Source organism: Luteibacter sp. PvP120, from assembly GCF_054055715.1.
In genome coordinates, this window is sequence record NZ_JBSRXP010000003.1 from 118,740 (window position 1) to 135,651 (window position 16,912).

14 protein-coding genes are annotated in these 16,912 nt (G+C 67.9%); 6 read left to right on the top strand and 8 right to left on the bottom strand.

Features of this window, described 5'->3' with window-relative positions:
- Positions 1-73 precede the first annotated feature (73 nt).
- Both ACVKN3_RS07820 and ACVKN3_RS07825 read left to right on the top strand, forming a co-directional pair.
- The gene (locus ACVKN3_RS07820; RefSeq protein WP_285405403.1) at positions 74-2,212 is read left to right on the top strand and encodes an AsmA family protein; all 2,139 of its coding nucleotides are present in this window, start codon (positions 74-76) and stop codon (positions 2,210-2,212) included.
- A 71-nt stretch (positions 2,213-2,283) separates the two neighbouring features.
- Positions 2,284-3,180, top strand: a complete 897-nt coding sequence (locus ACVKN3_RS07825; RefSeq protein ID WP_285405402.1) for a DMT family transporter — start codon at positions 2,284-2,286, stop codon at positions 3,178-3,180.
- Positions 3,181-3,287: 107 nt separating this feature from the next.
- Here ACVKN3_RS07825 and ACVKN3_RS07830 read toward each other — a convergent pair whose 3' ends face one another.
- The 5 genes from ACVKN3_RS07830 to orn all read right to left on the bottom strand — a co-directional run bounded on the left by ACVKN3_RS07830 (position 3,288) and on the right by orn (position 7,443).
- Positions 3,288-3,470 carry a hypothetical protein gene (locus tag ACVKN3_RS07830; protein WP_285405401.1) on the bottom strand — a complete coding sequence of 61 codons (183 nt, stop codon included), beginning with the start codon at positions 3,468-3,470 and terminating at the stop codon, positions 3,288-3,290.
- 71 nt (positions 3,471-3,541) lie between these two features.
- Positions 3,542-4,477: an isopenicillin N synthase family dioxygenase gene (locus ACVKN3_RS07835; RefSeq protein WP_354516564.1), complete on the bottom strand. Its 936-nt coding sequence runs from the start codon at positions 4,475-4,477 to the stop codon at positions 3,542-3,544.
- A 16-nt stretch (positions 4,478-4,493) separates the two neighbouring features.
- Entirely contained in the window at positions 4,494-5,897 is a 1,404-nt protein-coding gene (glmM, locus tag ACVKN3_RS07840; RefSeq protein WP_285405399.1) for a phosphoglucosamine mutase, read from the bottom strand.
- A gap of 77 nt (positions 5,898-5,974) precedes the next feature.
- Entirely contained in the window at positions 5,975-6,874 is a 900-nt protein-coding gene (gene folP, locus ACVKN3_RS07845) for a dihydropteroate synthase (RefSeq protein WP_354516562.1), read from the bottom strand.
- On the bottom strand, positions 6,871-7,443 hold the full coding sequence (gene orn, locus ACVKN3_RS07850; RefSeq protein WP_285405397.1) for an oligoribonuclease: 573 nt from the start codon (positions 7,441-7,443) through the stop codon (positions 6,871-6,873). Before orn ends, folP begins: the two co-directional genes overlap by 4 nt.
- Before the next feature lie 76 nt (positions 7,444-7,519).
- Here orn and sbcB point away from each other — a divergent pair, with 76 nt between their 5' ends.
- Both sbcB and ACVKN3_RS07860 read left to right on the top strand, forming a co-directional pair.
- On the top strand, positions 7,520-8,944 hold the full coding sequence (gene sbcB, locus ACVKN3_RS07855; RefSeq protein ID WP_354516560.1) for an exodeoxyribonuclease I: 1,425 nt from the start codon (positions 7,520-7,522) through the stop codon (positions 8,942-8,944).
- Positions 8,945-8,950: 6 nt separating this feature from the next.
- Positions 8,951-9,637, top strand: coding sequence for a DUF2461 domain-containing protein (locus ACVKN3_RS07860; protein WP_354516558.1), 687 nt, complete (start codon positions 8,951-8,953; stop codon positions 9,635-9,637).
- A 286-nt stretch (positions 9,638-9,923) separates the two neighbouring features.
- On the opposite strand, the gene epmA is transcribed toward ACVKN3_RS07860, so the two are convergent.
- Both epmA and ligA read right to left on the bottom strand, forming a co-directional pair.
- Entirely contained in the window at positions 9,924-10,877 is a 954-nt protein-coding gene (gene epmA, locus ACVKN3_RS07865; RefSeq protein ID WP_285405394.1) for an EF-P lysine aminoacylase EpmA, read from the bottom strand.
- Entirely contained in the window at positions 10,874-13,261 is a 2,388-nt protein-coding gene (gene ligA, locus ACVKN3_RS07870) for an NAD-dependent DNA ligase LigA (protein WP_354516556.1), read from the bottom strand. The genes epmA and ligA overlap by 4 nt, the downstream gene beginning before the upstream one ends.
- Before the next feature lie 102 nt (positions 13,262-13,363).
- Here ligA and ACVKN3_RS07875 point away from each other — a divergent pair, with 102 nt between their 5' ends.
- Complete coding sequence (locus ACVKN3_RS07875) at positions 13,364-14,848, top strand: MFS transporter (RefSeq protein ID WP_354516554.1); 1,485 nt, start codon at positions 13,364-13,366, stop codon at positions 14,846-14,848.
- On the opposite strand, the gene ACVKN3_RS07880 is transcribed toward ACVKN3_RS07875, so the two are convergent.
- Entirely contained in the window at positions 14,787-16,226 is a 1,440-nt protein-coding gene (locus ACVKN3_RS07880; protein ID WP_354516552.1) for a cryptochrome/photolyase family protein, read from the bottom strand. The genes ACVKN3_RS07875 and ACVKN3_RS07880 overlap by 62 nt on opposite strands.
- Positions 16,227-16,344: 118 nt before the next feature.
- Here ACVKN3_RS07880 and ACVKN3_RS07885 point away from each other — a divergent pair, with 118 nt between their 5' ends.
- Positions 16,345-16,794, top strand: a complete 450-nt coding sequence (locus ACVKN3_RS07885; protein WP_285405388.1) for a glycine zipper 2TM domain-containing protein — start codon at positions 16,345-16,347, stop codon at positions 16,792-16,794.
- Positions 16,795-16,912 lie beyond the last annotated feature (118 nt).

Genomic DNA, 16,912 nt, shown 5'->3' on the forward strand with positions numbered 1-16,912 from the left:
CCCTGTCATGAACACATAACCTTGTCGGCCTTCACGTTAACTCTGTCGCTGTTATGGGAGTGGAGGCTGAACGATGCGGCGTGGAAGGAAAATACTGGCGTGGGTGCTCGGGATCGTCATCCTGCTCATCGTGGCGATCATCCTGTTCATCGCGTTCTTCGACTGGAACCGGCTGAAGCCGACCATCAACGCCAAGGTGTCCGAGGCCATCGGCCGCCCCTTCGCCATCAACGGCGACCTCTCCGCGCACTGGTCGCGTGAGCCCGGCGAAAGCGGGTTGACCAGCCTCGTCCCGTGGCCGCACTTCGAAGCGCGTGACATCACCGTGGCCAATCCGGACTGGGCGAAGACGAAGCAGTTCGCCACGCTGGACTCCCTGCAATTCCGCCTGTCGCCCTTCCCGCTCATCTCCCACCGCATCGTGGTGCCGGAGATCCGCCTGGGCCAGCCGAAGATCGACCTTCAGCGCGTGAAGAACGGCGACGACACCTGGACGTTCAAGCTGCCCGAGAGCTCCGGCCCGTCGGAATGGCAGCTGGAACTCAACGCCATCGTGTTCGACAAGGGCCACATCGACTTCAACGATGCGCAGACCCAGATCGTCATGGGCATCGACGTGACCCCCCTGGCCAAGGGCATCCCGTTCGACCAGATCATGGCGCAGCAGGAGACCGACTCGCGCACGCAGGCGAAGAAGACCACCGGTGCCAGCGCGAAGACGATGGCCAAGAGCGATGCGGACGAAAAGGACCGCAACGACGAGACCAAGAAGAAGCAGGTCTACCTGTTCGCCTGGGATGCCAAGGGCACCTACAAGAAGGCCACGGTGACCGCCACGGCGAAGACCGGCGGCGTGCTGGCCCTGCGCGACGCGACCCGGCCCTTCCCCGTGGCCGCCGATGCCCGCTTCGGCGACACGCATATCGCCTTCGTCGGCACGCTGACCGATCCGGTCAACATGGGCGCGCTGGATATCCGCCTGTGGTTGTCGGGCACGAGCATGTCGCACCTGTACGACCTGACCGGCGTCACCCTGCCGGACACCCCGCCTTACGCCACCGAAGGCCACCTCACGGCGAACCTGAAAAAGGGTGCCAGTGTTTTCACCTACGACCATTTCACCGGCCGTGTCGGCGGCAGCGACCTCGGCGGCAGCCTCACCTTCAACACCGGCGGCGCCCGCCCCAGCCTCACCGGCGCGCTGAAGTCCAACCAGCTGCTCTTCAGCGACCTGGCACCGCTGATCGGCGGCGGCTCCAACAAGGAAAAGACCGAGCGTGGCGATGCGGTCAGGCAGCCCGACGACAAGGTGTTGCCGGTGGAACCGTTCAAGACGGACCGCTGGAACGCGATGGATGCCGATGTGGAATTCACCGGGGTGAAGATCGTCCACGGCGAGCGCCTGCCGATCGACAACCTGTACACGCACCTGGTCCTGAAGAATGCCGTGCTGACCCTCGACCCGCTGAAGTTCGGCGTGGCCGGCGGCACCGTGGGCAGCAACATCAAGCTGGACGGTTCGAAGACGCCGATGACCGGCGGTTTCAATCTCGGCGCCCGCCACATGAAGCTGAAGGAGCTGTTCCCGAGCTTCGAGCCGATGAAGACCAGCTTCGGTGAACTCAACGGCGATGCCTCGCTCACGGCCACCGGCAATTCCCCGGCCGCCCTGCTGGGCAGCTCCAACGGTGAGGTCAAGCTGCTGATCAACGATGGCGCCATCAGCAGTTCGCTGCTGGAGCTGGCGGGCCTCAACGTGGGCAGCTATGCCGTCAACAAGCTGTTCGGCGACGAGGTGGTCAAGATCAACTGCATGGCCGCGGACCTGGTGACCACGCACGGTGACATGGAGTCGAAGCTGTTCGCGTTCGATACGGAAAAGGCGCTGATCAACGTTACCGGCGACATCGACTTCAAGACCGAGAAGCTCAACCTCGACATCGTGCCGCATACCAAGGGCTTCCGCCTGTTCTCGCTGCGCTCGCCGCTGTACGTGCACGGCACGATGAAGAACCCCTCGGTGGGCGTGCATGCGGGCCCGCTGATCCTGCGCGCCGGCGGCGCCGCCGCGCTAGCCGTGTTCGCGGCCCCGGTCGCCGCCCTGGCCGCGCTGGCCGTTCCCGAAAGCGGCAAGGCCGATGCCACCCAGTGCAAGCCGCTGCTGGACGACATCCGCAGCACCCCGCCGAAGGCACCCGCCGTCCGCAAATAAGATAAGCCAGGACCCTGCCGACCGCAGGGTCCTGCTGGCGATGTCCCCCAGGCTTCGGGCAAGCTTCCCCCATGACCCCTGCCCGCAAAGCCCATCTACAGATCCACTTCTGTGTCCTGCTCTGGGGCGTCACCGCCATCCTCGGCAAGCTGATCACCCTGGCGGCGCTGCCGCTGGTCTGGTGGCGCATGCTGCTGGTCTCGGTCACGCTGCTGTGTCTTCCGCGCGTGTGGCGGTCGCTGCGTGCCCTGCCCCCTCGACTGTTGCTGTCCTACGCCGGCATCGGCGTGATCGTCTCGCTGCACTGGCTGACCTTTTACGGCGCCATCAAGCTGGCCAACGCCTCCGTTGCCGCCACCTGCATCGCCTTGTGCCCGGCGTTCCTGGCCATCGTCGAGCCCTGGGTTGCCGGTAAGCGCTTCGACGCGCGTGAACTGTTGATCGGCGCGGCCGTGGTGCCCGGTGTGGCCCTGGTGGCCGGCGGCGTGCCGGGCGAGATGCGGATTGGCCTGGCGGTGGGCGTGTTGTCGGCGATCTTTGTGGCGTTTTTCAGCGCACTGAACAAGCGGCTGGTGGACAAGGCGGATGCGCTGACCGTGACCTGTATCGAGCTGGGCAGCGGCACCCTGTTCCTCACCCTGCTGGCGCCGTTCATGGCAGGCCCGCTGTTTCCCGTGCCGGATCTGCATGACGGCGTCCTGATCGTCTTGCTGGCGTACGGGTGCACGCTGCTGCCGTTCGTGTTGGCGCTGACGGCCTTACGGCATCTCACGGCGTTTGCGACCCAGATGGTGACGAACCTGGAGCCGGTGTACGCGATCCTGCTGGCGATTCCGTTGCTGGGGGAGCAGCGGGAGCTGGGCTGGGCCTTCTACGTGGGGGTGGCGATCATCCTGGGCGCGGTGTTTGCGCATCCGTTCCTGCACCGGGGAGAGGTGGCGGGGGCGTCAGATCTGGTGGTGCCTTGAGGGGGCTTTGAGCCCTTGCCCTGAGGGGATCGGGATGGCCGACCTCGATCGCCGACATCGTCGGCTCCTACATACACATAGGCAGCGGAGCGGGAATTGGGTGGCGGTCAGGCGCGGCCGCGGGCGCGCATGGTGCGTTGGCGGCGGACGCGTTTGCCGGAGGTGCGGATGGTTTCGCGCTTGCGGGACGGTGAGGCCGCTGCGTTGCCGCGAGTCTTGGGTCGGTTCGTTTTCAGGGCGCTGGACATCTTCGGAGCGATGGACATCTTCGGGGCGCGGGACATCTTCATGGGTACTCCGGAACGGGACCGGGAGGTTCCCATGCTGGGGACCTCCCGGTGAAAAACCCGCTAAGAAGTGATCAGATCAGCTTGATCTGGCGCAGACGTTCCTGAAGATACTCGTGCGCCGTGATCGGCTCGGGGTAACGCTTCGGGTTGTCGGGCGTCACGCAGGACGGCAGCACGTCGAGCACCACGTCCGGATTGGGGTGCAGGAAGAACGGCACCGAATAGCGCGGCTTGCGCGCGTTGGCGTTCTTCGGATTGACCACGCGGTGGGTGGTCGAGGGGTACACGTGGTTGGTCAGGCGCTGCAGCATGTCGCCGATGTTGACGACGATGGCGTCGCCCTCGGTGGTGATCGGCAGCCACTCGCCTTCGCGCGTGAGGACCTCCAGGCCCTCGGCGCTCGCGCCCACCAACAGCGTGATGAAGTTGATGTCCTCGTGCGCGCCGGCGCGCTCGTTGGGCACGTCGTCGGCCACGATCGGCGGGTAGTGGATCGGGCGCAGGATGGCGTTGCCCGAATCGATTTTGTCGTCGAAGAAATGTTCCGGCAGATCGATGTGCAGGGCCAGGGCGCGCAGCACGCGCGCGCCGAGCTGGTCCAGCGCGTCGTACAGCACGTATCCCTTTTCCTTGAAATCGGGCACTTCCGCTGGCCAGACATTGGGCGGCATGACGTCGGCGAAGACGGAATCGCGGGGGATCTCGCGCCCGATGTGCCAGAACTCCTTGAGGTCGGCGAACTGGCTGTCCTTGGCGGTTTCCACCTTGAACGGGGTGTAGCCGCGCGCGCCACCGCCGCCGGGAATGTGGTACTGGCGCTTGACGTCGTCGGGCAGCGCGAAGAAGCGGACGAATGCGTCGTACGCCCCGTCGATCGCTTCCTTGGGGATGCCGTGGCCGCTGATGCCGCAGAAGCCGTATTCACGGTACGCCGCGCCCAGCTCGGCGACGAACGCCTCGCGGTCGGTGTCGTAGCGGCGGATATCGAGGGTGGGGACCTTCTTCATACGGCTTCCGGGTGGTTCAGGCGGCTGCCTGGGCCGCCGATTTTACGGCCTCGGCCAGTCGCGCCGCCAGCCGTTCCACTTCCGCCGCATCGGCGGCCTCGATGGTGACGCGCACCAGCGGCTCGGTACCCGAGGCACGCAGCACCACGCGCCCGCGACCTTCCAGCACGCCTTCCACCTCGGCCAGCGCCTGCCGCACCGTCTCGCTGCCCAGGGCCTCCTTGGCGCCCGGCATGCGTACGTTGACCATCGTCTGCGGCAACTTGACCAGGCCGGCACGGGCCTCGGCGAAGGTCTCGCCGGCCTCGACCAGGCACTCCAGCAGGGCCAGCGCGGCCACGATGCCGTCGCCGGTGGTGAAGCGGTCCAGGCACAGCACGTGGCCGGAGGTCTCGCCGCCCAGGATGCCGCCGTGCTCCTTGAGCTGGCGCAGCACGTAACGATCGCCCACGTTGGCGCGCAGGAACGGGATGTCCATGGCGCGGAACGCGCGTTGCAGGCCGTAGTTGCTCATGGACGTGCCGACCACGGGACCGGGCAGCGCGCCCTTGCGCTGCCAGTGGCGCGCGATGACGTAGAGCATGTCGTCGCCGTCGGTCACGGTGCCGTCGGCATCCACGATGCGCACGCGATCGCCGTCGCCGTCGAAGGCGATGCCGAGGTCCGCGCCGCGCTCGATCACCGCCTGGGCCAGCGCCGCCGGCGCGGTGGAGCCCACGCCGCGGTTGATGTTCAGGCCGTCCGGCTCCGCGCCGATGGTGGACACCTCGGCGCCCAGCTCGCGGAACACCTTGGGCGCCGCGTGGTAGGTGGCGCCGTGGGCGCAGTCCAGCACGATGCGCAACCCGCGCAGCGAGAACTCGTCGGCCACGGTGGCCTTGCAGAATTCCGCGTACTTGGTCACCGCGTCGTCCACGCGGCTGGCCTTGCCCAGGGCCTCGGAGGGCACGGTGGCGAAGTCGGCTTCCAGCTCGGCCTCGATCTCGGCTTCCAGCTCGTCGTCCAGTTTCTCGCCCTGGGCGGAAAAGAACTTGATCCCGTTGTCCTGGTGCGGGTTGTGCGAGGCGCTGATGACGATGCCGGCGTCGGCACGCAGCGAGCGCGTCAGGTAGGCCACGCCGGGCGTGGGCATGGGCCCGAGCAGGCGCACGTCGGCGCCCGAGGCGACCAGGCCGGCTTCCAGCGCTGCTTCGAACATGTAGCCGGACACGCGGGTGTCCTTGCCGATCACCACCATCACCTTGCGGTTGGGGTCGCGCCGGTCCGCGGCGGCGCCAGGCACGCGGCGCTCGGTGCCACGGCGGCGCGCCAGCACGGCGCCGGCGGCACGACCCAGGCGCAGGATGAAATCCGCACTGATCGGGTAGGTGCCCACACGGCCGCGGATGCCGTCGGTGCCGAAGTATTTGCGTTCGCTCATGGGTGGCACTTCCTTTCGTGGACCGAAAGGATACTCCTCGGCGCGGCCACGGTTGGCCCGGCCGGACGGACTAGGCCTTAGTCGTCATCCGGCCAGCGCGGCATGGACGGCGCCGCGGGCCGGGGGGCGCTGTCGCCGGCGCTCACGGCCTGCCAGACGGCCAGGGCGTCCACCGTGGCGGCCACGTCGTGGACGCGGACCAGCAGCGCGCCACGCTGCACCGCGACCAGGGCCGCCGCGACCGAGCCGGAGACACGCTTGAGCGGGTCGTCCCGGCCGGTCAGGTGGCCGATCATGGATTTGCGCGACACCCCGACATAGGCCCCCGCGCCCAGTTCGCCGAAACGGGCGGTGGCCCGCAACAGGGCGAGGTTGTGTTCGAGGGTCTTGCCGAAGCCGAAGCCCGGGTCGACCAGTACGCGGCGGCGGTCGATACCGGCCAGCTCGCAGGAGAACAGCCGGTCGGTAAGGAAGCGGTGCACCTCGCCCACCACGTCGTCGTAGTCCGGGGCGTCCTGCATGCCCCGCGGCTCGCCCTGCATGTGCACCAGGCACACCGGCACGCCGAGTTCGGCGGCGGTGTCCAGCGCGCCCTCGCGGCGCAGCGCGAACACGTCGTTGATCATGCCCGCACCCGCACCCACGGCGGCGCGCATCACCTCCGGCTTGGACGTGTCGACGGACAGCGGTACCGTGGTCGCCGCGGCCAGCCGCTCGATCAACGGCACGATGCGGCGGATTTCCTCGGCCGCGTCGACGTCCGCGGCGCCCGGCCGCGTGGATTCACCGCCGATGTCCAGCATGTCGGCGCCCTCCTCCACCAGCCGCAGCGCGTGCGCATAGGCGGCGTCGAGGGTGGCGTGGCTGCCGCCATCGGAGAAGGAATCCGGCGTGGCGTTGACGATGCCGACCACGCGTGCGCGGTCCAGGAGCAGCGCGCGCCCGTTGCAGTCCAGCGAGGTGGCGAAGGGGTTCATCCGCCGGCCTGCTGCGGGCCGCCCAGCGGGCCCATGAAGCGGCGGTAATGACGCAGTTCCTCGATGGAATCGCGGATGTCGGACAGCGCGGTGTGTGCGGAATCCTTGTTGAAGCCGCGCGCGATCTCCGGCGACCAGCGGCGCGATAGCTCCTTCAGGGTAGATACGTCGAGGTTGCGGTAGTGGAAGAAACGCTCCAGCCGCGGCATCTCGCGATGCAGGAAACGACGGTCCTGGCAGATGGAGTTGCCGCACATGGGCGATTTGCCCGCCGGCACCCACTGGCGAAGAAACTCGATGGTGGCGGTCTCCGCCTCGCCGGGCACCGCGTCCGACTCCACCGCGCGGCCCCACAGGCCCGAGCGCATGTGCTGGTTGCGATTCCACGCGTCCATCTGCTGGAGGCGCGCGTCCGCATGCGAGATGGCGAAGACGGGGCCCTCGGCGAGGACGTTCAGGTCCTTGTCCGTCACGATCGTGGCGATCTCCAGGATGGAATCGTTGTCCGTGTCCAGACCGGTCATTTCCAGGTCGATCCAGATGAGGTTGTCTTCGTGCGCTGGCGTCATGGGAGCTCCTTCGGGTATCGCGCAGTCTAGCGGCAGCGCGCGTGGAAAGGAGGTCGACCCATGCGATGATATTGCGATGGCCGAACCGACCTTCTTCTGGCACGACTACGAAACCTTCGGCATCGATCCGCGCCGGGACCGTCCCAGCCAGTTCGCCGGCATCCGCACCGACGCCAACCTGCAGATCGTCGGCGAGCCACTGATGATCTACTGCCGGCCGCCACGAGATACCCCGCCCCAACCCGGCGCCTGCCTGGTCACCGGCATCGCGCCGCAGCTGGCCGAGCGCGAAGGCCTGCGCGAGGCCGAATTCGCCGCGGCCGTCCATGAGCAGCTGGCCCTGCCGGGCACCTGCACGGTCGGCTATAACTCGCTGCGTTTCGACGACGAATTCACCCGCCACCTTCTTTACCGCAATTTCTACGATCCGTATGGCCGCGAGTGGGAAAACGGCAATTCACGCTGGGACCTGATCGACCTGGTGCGCCTGTGCCAGGCGCTGCGCCCGGAGGGCATCGTCTGGCCCACCCGCGACGACGGCACGCCCAGCTTCAAGCTGGAGCACCTGGCCGCCGCCAACGGCCTGAAACAGGACCGCGCACACGACGCCCTGTCGGACGTGGAGGCGCTGATCGCCCTGGCCCGCCTGATCCGCCAGCGGCAGCCGAAGCTGTGGGACTGGTATTTCGCCCTGCGCCGCAAGCAGCGCGTGTTCGAACTGCTCGACGTGGCGACGATGACGCCGGTGGTGCACGTGTCCTCGCGCTATCCGGCCAGCCGCCAGTGCCTGACTGTCATCGCCCCCCTGGCCATGCATCCGGAGCGCGCGGGCGAGATCATCGTGTACGACCTCGGCGCCGACCCGGCCGACCTGCTGGCACTGGACGACGGCGACATCGCCGACCGCGTGTTCACCTCGCGCGCCGACCTGCCCGAGGGCGTGGAGCGTATCGCCCTGCGCACGATCAAGGCCAACCACGCCCCCGCCCTGGCGCCGCTGTCGGTGCTCAAGGGCGCCGACCACGCGCGGCTGGGCCTGGACATGGAGGCGGTGACGCGCCACCTGGAGGCGCTGCGCCACGCCGACGGCCTGGCCGAGAAGCTGCGGCGTGTCTACGGCCATGCCGCCACGCACGCCCCGGCGGAAGACCCCGAACTGGCTCTCTATGGTGCATTCCTGCCGGATGCGGACCGCCGCCTGCTGGCCGACGTGCGAGCCACGCCGCCGGAGCAGCTGGGCACCCGCACGTTCCCGTTCCGCGATCCACGCTACCCGGAGCTGCTGTTCCGCTACCGCGCGCGCAACTGGCCGGAAAGCCTGACCGTCCAGGAACACGCACGCTGGGAGGCCTTCCGCATCGACCGGCTCACGCGCCACGGCCCGCTGACCACGCTTACGCTCGACGACTACCGCCTCGAACTCGCCACGCTCCGTGCCCAACCCGGTGCCCCGCTGCCGCTGCTCGACCAGCTGGAAGCGTGGGGCCACGAACTGCTCTGAAGACCCATGCCGCAGACCTACTTCACACCCGCCACGTTCCGCTTCTTCAAGTCGCTGATGCGCAACAACAACCGCGAGTGGTTCCAGGACCACAAGCCGGACTACGAGCGCCACGTGCGCGAACCGTTCCTGCGCCTGATCGGCGACCTGGACGCACCGCTGAAGAAGATCAGCCCGCACTACCGTGCCGACACCCGCAAGGTGGGCGGCTCGCTGTATCGCATCCACCGCGACACGCGTTTCGCCAACGACAAGCAGCCGTACAAGGGCTGGCAGGGCTCGCGCTTCTTCCACGAGCGCCGCCACGAGATCCAGGCGCCGGGCTTCTACGTGCACATCCAGCCGGGCGAGTGCTTCGTCGGTGGCGGCATGTGGCACCCGGAGCCGCCGGTGCTGAAAAAGCTACGCGACTTCCTGGCCGACAACCCGGATGCATGGAAGCGCGCCACGCACGGCAAGGCCTTCCAGGAACGCTTCAGCTTCTGGGGCGAAAGCCTGACCCGGCCGCCCCGCGGGTTCGATCCCAACCACGAGTTGATTGCCGACCTGAAGCGGAAGAACTTCGCCGCGGGGCAAAATTTCGACGAGGCCATGGCCTGTTCGCCGGAGCTGCTGCCCTTCATCGTCGACAACTTCAAACGACTGGCGCCGATGGTCGATTACCTGTGCGCGGCGCAGGAACTGGAATTCTGAGGGCAGGAGCGCACGCATGTGCGCGACATCGTCTCGCGGCAGCATCGGGCCTTGCACGTGAATCCGGCTGCCCGGCCCCAACACATGTCGCGCACGTGCGTGCGCTCCTACCAGGGTGCCGCGGCCTGAAATGGCCGCGGCCTGAAATGTAGGAGCGCACGCACGTGCGCGACATGTGTTGAGGCCATGCCCCCATCCTGGCGCATGAACCCGGTGAAGCCCGTAAATCCCGTGGATCGACGCGGAGCCGTATCGCGCACGTGCGTGCGCTCCTACAGTTACCATTTCATGCATGCGCAAACGGAAACGCCAGCACATCGGCGATCGCATCGGTGCCGGCCAGCACCATCAGCAGGCGTTCGATGCCCAGCGCCACGCCCGCGCAGGCGGGCATCGCATCCAGCACCGCCAGCAGCGGTTCGTCGAGCGGCACCTCGCGATCGCCGCGTGCGCGCCGCTTTTCGTTGTCGCGCACGAAGCGCGAACGTTGCTCGGCGGCGGCGTTGAGTTCGTGGTAACCGTTGGCGACCTCGTACGGCCCGATATACACCTCGAAGCGCTCCGCTACCGGCGGCTCACCGGGGCGTATGCGCGCCAGGGCGCACTGGCTCGCCGGAAAATCTCGCACCACGGTCACCCGGTCGCGCGGGAACGCGGGCTGCAGGCGGTGGGTCAGTAGCAGGTCGAGCCAGTCGTCGCGCTCCAGGCCGTCGCCGTCGATCACGGTGGTGCCTTGCAACGCGCCCTGCAGCACATCGACCGGGTCCACGAGCGGGTCGATACCCAACGCATCGTGGAACAGGCCCCGGTAGGTCGTTTCCACGATAGCGACGGTCCTGCCGGCCTGCACCAGCACGCGCTGCAGCAGGTCGATCACCTCGCGCGCCAGCCGCGTGTCGTCCCAGCCCACGCGGTACCACTCCAGCATGGTGAACTCGGGATTGTGCCGGCCGCCCGCTTCGCCGTCGCGGAACACGCGGCCCAGTTCGTAGATATCCGGCGCACCGGCAGCCAGCAGCCGCTTCAGCGGAAACTCGGGCGAGGTGCGTAGCCAGCGTTCGCGCGCGCCGGCATCCACGTGGCCGCTGAACCGGGTGGTGAAGCTGCGGATGTTCGGATCGGTGTTGCCCGCGGCGGAAAGGATGGGCGTTTCCACCTCCAGCACGCCGCGCTCGGCAAAGAAGGCACGGATGTGCGCGTAGGTGTCCGCGCGCAGGCGCAGTGCCGCCAGTTCGCTCACGGAGCCACCCCATGCTTGGCGAGCAACGCGATCAGGTCGGCCTCCGTCGCCACCGGCACGCCCAGTTCCTTTGCCTTGTCCAGTTTGGAACCCGCGGCTTCACCGGCGAAAACGGTGGTGGTCTTCTTCGAGACCGAGCCGGCCACCTTGGCGCCGAGACTTTCCAGACGCTCGGTGGCGTCATCGCGCTTGAGCGTTTCCATGGTGCCGGTGATCACGTAGGTCATGCCTTCGAGCGGCAACGCCGCGGCGGCCTTGGCCGGCAGCGCGGCGGCCAGCGCCTGCATGGCCGCGGCATGCGCACGGATGGCGGTGGCGTTGGCCTTGTCGCCCAGGTACGCCATGAGGTTGGACGCGGCGGCCTGCGGCACGCCGGCCACGATCCACTGGTGCTCGCCGGCCTTGATCATGTCGTCGAGGTTGGCGTAGTGCCTGGCCAGGGTGGCCGTGCTCTTCGGGCCCAGCTTGGACACCTTGGCGGCATCCAGCAGCACGTCCAGGCCCAGCCGCTCGCGCAGCTTCGGCGACGGCTCGCCCTCGTCGGTGAAGGTGATGTAGCCGAGCAGCGCGTCGACGACGTCGTTGTTACCGTCCTGGCCGAAGAAGGCCTCGATCGACGTCGCGACCTCGTCACCGATATCGGGCAACACGCGCAGCACCGGCGCGGGAGCCTTGCGGACGTGTTCGATCGAGCCGAGCCAGGTCGCCAGTGTCTTGGCCGTGCTTTCGCCGATATGCATGATGCCCAGGCCGAACAGGAACCTGGGCAGCGTGGTGGTCCTGCTCTTCTCAATGGCCGCAACGAGGTTGTCGGCCCACTTCGTCGCCACCTTGCCCTGCTTCACCGTCTCGGGCGTCGATCCGTCGCGCTCGTCGGCGAGGGTCTTCATCCGGATGAAGTCGTCGATGGTCAGCGCGTACAGGTCGGCCGGCGTCTTCACCATGTCGAACTCGACCAGGGCGTCGACGAAGCGATCGCCCAGGCCGTCGATATCCATCGCGCGGCGCGAGGCGAAGTGGATCAGCGCCTCCTTGCGCTGCGCGGCACAGACAAGCCCGCCCGAACAGCGGAACGCCGCCGCGCCCTCTTCCCGCAGTAATTCGGAGCCGCACACCGGACAGGTGGCCGGCATTCGCCATGCCACCGTCTTCGCCGGCCGGCGCTCTTCGACCACGCGGGCCACCTCGGGAATCACGTCGCCCGCGCGGCGAACGATCACGGTGTCGCCGATGCGCACGTCCAGGCGTGCCACCTGGTCGGCGTTGTGCAGCGTGGCGTTGGTCACGGTGACACCGCCGACCTGCACGGGCGTGAGACGCGCCACCGGAGTGGCCGCACCGGTACGGCCGATCTGGATCTCGATCGCCTCCACGGTGGTCATCTGTTCCTGCGCGGGATACTTGTGCGCGATGGCCCAGCGCGGTGCACGCGAGACGAAGCCCATCTCGCGCTGGCCTTCGTAATCGTCCAGCTTGTAGACCACGCCGTCGATGTCGTACGGCAGGCGGTCGCGCTTGTCGCCGATGGTGCGGAAATAGGCGATCAGCCCGTCGAAGCCCTTTGCCGTGGACACTTCCGGCGACACGGGAAAACCCCATTCGCGCAGTTTCGCCAGCGTGGCCGAATGCGTATCGGGCAGCTCGCCGCCATCGACACGGCCAATGGCATAGGCGAAGAACGCGAGCGGGCGCCGGGCGGTCACCGCCGGATCGAGCTGGCGCAGCGAGCCCGCCGCGCCGTTGCGCGGGTTGGCCAGCGGCTTCTCGCCCGCTTCGCGCGCCCGCGCGTTAAAGGCCTCGAAACCGGCACGCGGCATGATCACCTCGCCACGCACTTCCAGCAGGCGCGGCCAGCCTTCGCCACGCAGGCGCAGCGGAATGGCCTTGACCGTGCGCAGGTTGGCCGTTACATCCTCACCCACCGCGCCGTCGCCGCGCGTGGCGCCCTGCACGAACACGCCTCCTTCGTAACGCAGGCTGATGGCCAGGCCATCCAGCTTGGGCTCCACCGAGAACACGGGCTGGCGACGCCCCAGGGTCTGTTCGATGCGGCGCTCGAAATCGGCCACCTCGCGGTAACGCGTGCGATCGTCGTCCCCGTCCTGCTCGAACGCGTTGCCCAGCGACAGCATGGGCAGCGCATGAGCCACCTCCGCGAAGCCACCCTGTGCACGGGCACCGACGCGACGGGTGGGCGAGTCGAGCGCGGCCAGGTCCGTGTACTCGGCTTCCAGCGCTTCCAGCTCGCGCATCATGCGGTCGTACTCGGCGTCCGACAGGTCGGGCTCGTCGAGCACGTGGTAGCGATAGTTCGCATCCTCGATGCGGCGGCGCAGTTCGGCGGCACGCGCAGCTTCGGTCTCGGGGGCGGTGGGTTGCGGCATGTGCAGGGTCCGTGAGGGCGGGTGCGGGGCAGACACGACCCTGAACTGTCGGCTGAAGCTGCCGCAAATGCAAGAAGGCCATCGGCTATAATCGTGCAAACCATGCCCCCTTACGACGTCATAGACAGTACCGCGTCCACCGACGTCCACGCCCTGCCCACCGACCGACCGGCCCTCGCCCCGGCGGAGCCCTCCAGCAAGGCCCGCTATCGCGGCCTGATCTGGCTCGTGTCGGCCGCATTCTTCATGCAGGCGCTGGACGCGACGATCGTCAACACCGCCGTGCCCGCCATCTCGCAGGCGCTCGAGGTGACCCCGCTGAGCATGCGCACGGCGCTCACCAGCTACGTGCTCACCCTCGCGATCTTCATCCCGATGAGCCCCTGGCTGTGCGATCGCTTCGGCACGCGGCGGGTGTTCGGTGGCGCCATCCTGGTGTTCGCCATCGGTTCGCTGCTGTGCGGCGTGGCGCAGAGCCTGCCGCAGCTGGTGGCCGCGCGCATCGTCCAGGGCCTGGGCGGTGCTGCGCTGATGCCGGTGGGACGCTACGTGCTGGTACGCAGCATCGACCGCCGCCAGTTCGTCAGCGCCATGACCACCGTGGCCACGTTCGGCCTGCTCGGTTCCGTCGTCGGCCCGCTGATCGGCGGCGCGCTGGTGGAGTTCACCAGCTGGCGCCTGATCTTCCTGATCAACGTGCCGGTGGGCATCGTCGGGCTGCTGCTGAACCGGCGAGAGATGCCCGAATACCGGCTCGAGCAGGCCCATCGCTTCGACACCACCGGTTTCATCCTGTTCGCCGGTGCGTCCGCGCTGCTGTTGATGGCGGCGGAGACGGCCGGCAGCCGCGGACACTGGCCCGAGGTGGCCGGCTACGCGGCGGCGGCGGTGGCCAGCGCCGTGCTTTACGTCCGGCACAGCCGGCGCACCGCGTTCCCGGTCAGCGACCTGTCCTTGCTTAAGGTGCGCAGCGTGTGGGTCTCGCTGGCCGGCAACCTGTTCACCCGGCTGGGCGTGTCGGGCATGTACCTGCTGCTGGTGCTGTTCCTGCAGATCGGTTGCGGCTGGTCGCCGCTGGTGGCCGGCATGATGATGGTGCCGCAGGCCATCGGCTCGATCACGGTCAAGCCGTTCATCAACCGGCTACTGACCCGGTTCGGTTACCGGCGCCTGCTGCTGGGCAACACGTTTGCCGTGTCGGCGGTGCTGTGTTCGTTCGCCCTGCTCTCGGCGGATACGCCGCCCTGGATCACCGTCATCTTCGTGTATGTCTACGGCGCGGTGATGTCGCTGCAGTACACGTCGATGAACACCTTGGCCTACGTGGACCTGGACGTCCGCGATGCATCGCAGGCCTCGTCGATGGCCTCGACCGCGCAATACCTGTCGATGAGCTTCGGTATCGCCCTGGCGTCGTTGCTCATGGCGGCGTTCCTCGGTTCGCACAACGCGCAGGGCTATGTCTGGGCCTTCCGTTGGACCGTGATCGTCCTGGGCCTGATCACGCTGGCGGCCAGCTGGATCTTCAGTCGCCTGCACGATCCGCGGACGGCATCCGACCGCCCCGCGACGCCTGGTACGCCGTGAGTGCGTCCTCGCGGGTGGCCTTGAGGTCCACCAGCGGGCTGGGGTAACCCGAGGCCTTGAGGAACGCCTGGTCTTCCCATGGCGCGTGCACCAGCCGGCCTGGCGCGTCGCGCAACTCGGGCACCCAGCGCCGGATGTACGCGCCGTCCTTGTCGAACCGTTCGGACTGGGTCACGGGATTGAAGATACGGAAGTACGGCGCCGCGTCCGCACCGCTGCCGGCCACCCACTGCCAGCCCAGCGAGTTGTTGGCCAGGTCCGCGTCGACCAGCGTGTCCCAGAACCACTTCGAACCCAGCACCCAGTGTTGGCGCATGTTCTTGGTCAGCAGGCTGGCCACCAGCATGCGCACGCGGTTGTGCATCCAGCCCGTGGCCCACAGCTCGCGCATGCCCGCATCCACGATGGGAATGCCGGTCATGCCTCGCTTCCAGCGGCGCAACGCATGGGCGTCGCGCGGGGCCCAGCGGAAGGTGTCGAACTTCGGGTTGAAGTTTTCCCTGGGCGTTTTCGGAAAATGGAACAGCAGGTGGTGGGCGAATTCCCGCCAGCCCAGCTGGCGCAGGTAGGGCTCGATGTCCGGCGCCTTCTTGTGTCGTGCCGCGTGGGCGCGCAGGCCCGCGGCGATCTGCAGCGGCGATATCTCGCCCCAGTGCAGGTGCGGCGACAGGCGCGAGGTGCCGTGGCGCGCCGGCAGGTCGCGCCCCTCGACGTAGTGCCCGACGGCATCGTCGGCGAAGAGCTGGAGCATGTCCTGCGCGCCCTGCTCGCCGGGCGTCCATGCGTCGAAGCCCCTGGCCCAGTCGCGCGTGGGCAGCAAGCCCAGGTCGTCCAGCGCGACGGACCCCGGCAGCGCGCCCAGGTGCATCGACGCGGGCGCCTCCACGGCAGCCACGGCATCGATGCGCGTGCGCAGGTTGCGCCAGAAGGGGGTGAACACCCGATAGGGTTCGTCCTGCTTCGTCGCGACCTCCCAGGGTTCGCACCACAGCGAGGCGTTGAACGAGGCGACGTCGATGCCGTCGGCTTCGAGGGCCTTGCGCACGGCCTTGTCACGCCGGATCACCCGCGGTTCGTACAGCCGGTTGAAGTAGACGGCCGTCGAGCCGGTGGACTCGATCGCCGCACGCAGCGCATCGAGGCTCGGCCCGTGGCCGATCTGCAGGGCGCCCCTGTGCTTGCCCAGCGAGGCATCCAGCGCCGCCAGCGAATGGTGCAGCCACCAGCGCCCGGCCGCACCCGGCGCCCATTCGCCCTCCTCGTCCGGCGCGTGGATGTAGAGCGGCACGACCTGGTCGTGCGCCGCGAGTGCCTGCACCAGGGCGGGATTGTCGGCAAGCCGCAGGTCGCGGCGGAACCACATGAGGGCGATAGTCATCGACCTAGTATCCAAGGTTTGCGTGAAGCGCGGATCGCGCTCGCCATCCATTCAGCAGCAATGCTTAGACTGGAGCCACTACGGCCCCTGTTTCCGCCGTCGATTGAGGAGTGACTCCATGCATATCAAGACGATCCTAGGCCTTCCCCTGGCCGCCCTTCTCGCCACGGCGGTAGTCGCTCCCGCGTCGGCCGCCACGCTGACCCGCAGCGACGGCATCTATGTCCGCTGCGACCAGTGCGGCGTGGTGCAGAGCATTGAGCACAACGTCGTCCAGGGCCGTGACCACGGCACCGCGGGTGCCGTCATCGGCGCCATCGCCGGCGGCGTGCTCGGCAACCAGGTCGGTCGCGGCAACGGCCGCAAGCTGGCCACGGTCGGCGGCGCTGTCGGCGGCGGCTTCGCCGGCAACGCCATCGGCAAGGGCGGCGGCAGCGAGAGCTACACCCTCCGCCTGAAGATGGGCGCCGGCGGCTACAGCAACGTGCAGGTCAAGGACGCCAGCGCCATCCGCCAGGGCGACATCGTGGTCGTCGACGAAAACGGCAACGTCTCCCGCGTCCAGTAGGAGCGCACGATGTGCGAGATCCAGGATCGCGCATAAGTGGTGTAGGAGCGCACGATGTGCGCGACCCCGGTCTACGCCACGCCAGCCTCAAGGCGACAACACCACGCTAGCACCGAAA